3 protein-coding genes are annotated in these 2645 nt (G+C 44.0%); all 3 read left to right on the top strand.

Annotation, left to right across the window (positions count from 1 at the left end; translation table 11 throughout):
- Window positions 1-105 precede the first annotated feature (105 nt).
- The 3 genes from B9T16_RS27665 (at window position 106) to B9T16_RS27675 (ending at window position 2304) form a co-directional block, all read left to right on the top strand.
- Window positions 106-1368 carry a group II intron reverse transcriptase gene (locus B9T16_RS27665; protein ID WP_410246288.1) on the top strand — a complete coding sequence of 421 codons (1263 nt, stop codon included), beginning with the start codon at window positions 106-108 and terminating at the stop codon, window positions 1366-1368.
- 88 nt (window positions 1369-1456) lie between these two features.
- A complete protein-coding gene (locus B9T16_RS27670) occupies window positions 1457-1798 on the top strand; it encodes a DUF2605 domain-containing protein (protein ID WP_006625973.1) in 342 nt (113 codons plus the stop codon).
- Window positions 1799-1992: 194 nt separating this feature from the next.
- Window positions 1993-2304 carry a DUF2973 domain-containing protein gene (locus B9T16_RS27675; RefSeq protein WP_006616059.1) on the top strand — a complete coding sequence of 104 codons (312 nt, stop codon included), beginning with the start codon at window positions 1993-1995 and terminating at the stop codon, window positions 2302-2304.
- Window positions 2305-2645 lie beyond the last annotated feature (341 nt).

Consider the following 2645-nt stretch of genomic DNA (forward strand, 5'->3'; position numbering starts at 1 on the left):
ACACCAGGAGCCGTATGAAGGGAAACTTTCACGTATGGTTCTGAATGGGAGGGGATGGTGGTGACTCCATTCTCGACCCCTAACATATAGCGAAATGCTCTTACCGTGAACCATGATTATCTACTGTCCAAAACTCATTTTCCAAGCATCATGAAAAGAGATCTAAAACAATGGTTAAAAGCGGGTGTGCTAGATAACGGCGTATTTGAGGATACAGAAGCAGGGACACCTCAAGGAGGGGTAATAAGTCCACTTATAGCCAACATCGCACTGTTGGGAATTGAAAGGCTAGTTAAAGGAATGTATCCTAATAAAGGAACGGCTACCCAAGTTAACTTGATAAGATACGCCGATGATTTTGTAGTCATATCCAAAGACTTAGGAATCATTGAACAGTGCAAAACTGCTATTTCCGAATGGTTAAAACCTACAGGACTAGAAATCAAACCCAAAAAGACTCGAATCTGTCACACGCTCAATACGATTGAATATGATGGAAAACTTGAGAAACCAGGGTTCGACTTTCTGGGATTCAACATCAGGCAATATCCAGTAGGAAAATACAAATCTGGAAAAACAGGTGGGATAGCAAGCCGATTAATCGGACATATAACCCTCATCAAACCCAGTAATAAAGCAGTTACAGCCAATACAGAAGTGATTAAGGGTGTAATTCAACAACATAAGACAACACCCCAATCTGCCCTGGTTAGCAAATTAAAACCGATGATTAGGGGATGGTCAAACTACTATTCAGGGGTTGTTTCATCCGAAACCTTCAACAAACTAGATAATATAGTTTGGCAAATGTTAAGGGCATGGACAGTTTCAAGATGCGGAAAGGCAAATCATGAAAAACTGAGTAATTATTTCAGACCTGGAACGGTCACGCTCAGTAATAGGAAAGAAAGACATGAAAAATGGATGTTCCAAACCAAAGACGGGTTACGTCTATATAAAAACAACTGGACACCAATTGTCAGACATACCCTAGTGCGCCCAGACGCAACACTTTATGACGGTAATTGGACTTACTGGGCAACCAGGAAAGGACAAGCAATCGACACGCCAAACAGGGTAGCAAAACTACTCAAAAAGCCAAAAGGCAAGTGTACCTGGTGCGGGCAATACTTCACCCCATCAGACTTAGTTGAAGTAGACCACATTGTACCTAGAAGCCTCGGCGGAAAGGATGAATACAAGAACCTTCAGCTATTACACCGCCACACCCGCGATGATAAGACGGCGCTCGATAACGCCAACGCTGCATCCTTAACAATGGAGCAGTCTGCGCGTGCGTCACATCAGGAAGTTTTTTCCTGTCTATGCCAATTATCGGGATGTGGAAGCACCACTAGAGCCGTGTGAAGGGAAACTTTCATGCACGGTTTTGAATGGGAGGGGTGAAGGCGACTTCACTCTCGACCCCTAATTAATAAACTTTCATCTCGATGCTATGCCGAATCATAACTCCTCAGAAACTGAGTTGCTCAAGGCAATTCTGGAGCCGATGCTGGAAGACTTCCAATATTGGTTTGGGCGATCGCGACAACTCCTGGAAACTGAGAACATCCCTTTTCTGAGTGAACAGCAACAATCAGAAGTCCTAGATCGCATTAAACAAGCCCAGGAAGAGGTCAACACCGCTAAAACACTGTTTCACGCCACCGGATGTCAAGCCGGGATTGAAATGAAGGTGCTAATGCCGTGGCATCAACTCTTAACTGATTGTTGGCGCATTGCTAACCGCTTTCGTTTGGAATCGAAACCCCAGATCGAAAATGGAAATCCCAGTTAAGTTCTAGGGACCGCAGGCTATAGGTAGGTTTTCTCAACTGTTCCTTTCCCGGTTTCGATTTTTAGAGAAACTGTAGCGGTTGCTCCCTAATTTACGGTAAAGTTGTGGTAAATAGAACAAAATCTTAGCCTCGATTCATTAGCTTTTAACAAGGCCCAGTTTTCATCAATTATCCCTACCCCAAGGAGTAAATCATGTTACATCTGCTTTATATTCTGGCTTTTACCACTCTGGCATTTATAGCAGTACGCAATTTAATTCGTAGCCTGTTGACTGTTGGTATGGACTCTCAGCGCTATAATTCTCACTCGGCGGGTGGCTTTAGGTCAGCGGATTCCCGAAATTACCAGAACATCCATCCAGAATTACTAGATGAGTCAGGAAATGTACTCAAAGAACCTTTGCTGGTGATGCGTTCCCTCTCAGTCCAAGATGCGCGAACTCAGCTAGATAACCTTTATCAATCTTCCCCCGGTTCTTCTGAAGAAACTAGAGATGATAGTTAGAAACCAACCATAGAAACCCTAGGGCGGAGGATAGCTTAACCATCTTGAACCTGCCCTTATATTGCCATGGAAAAGCTGAAATGTATCAGGTTAATACAACATATCAGCAATTCTCATTTTGGCGAAAACCTGTTCAAGTCCCCAGCATCCCTGTATCGTAATGACATCTAAGAAACCCAGGAGCGCCAGAGCCGTTGAAAAAGCCAGGTGGCTTTGAGACTCTAGTCGGTTCTTTCCGCCAGTGCTTGTCATCGCTACCGGACAAGCGCCGGGGTAAAAATCGCCGCTATGGAATGGAGGATGCCGCTTTAAGTGCGTTTAGTGTGTTTTTTACTCAAACT

It is taken from the genome of Arthrospira sp. PCC 8006 (assembly GCF_046480465.1).
Lineage (GTDB): Bacteria > Cyanobacteriota > Cyanobacteriia > Cyanobacteriales > Microcoleaceae > Limnospira > Limnospira platensis.

Coding starts and splice junctions, on each gene's coding strand:
- B9T16_RS27670 (WP_006625973.1), top strand. CDS start 1,457: ATGCCGAATCATAACTCCTCAGAAACTGAGTTGCTCAAGGCAATTCTG.
- B9T16_RS27675 (WP_006616059.1), top strand. CDS start 1,993: ATGTTACATCTGCTTTATATTCTGGCTTTTACCACTCTGGCATTTATA.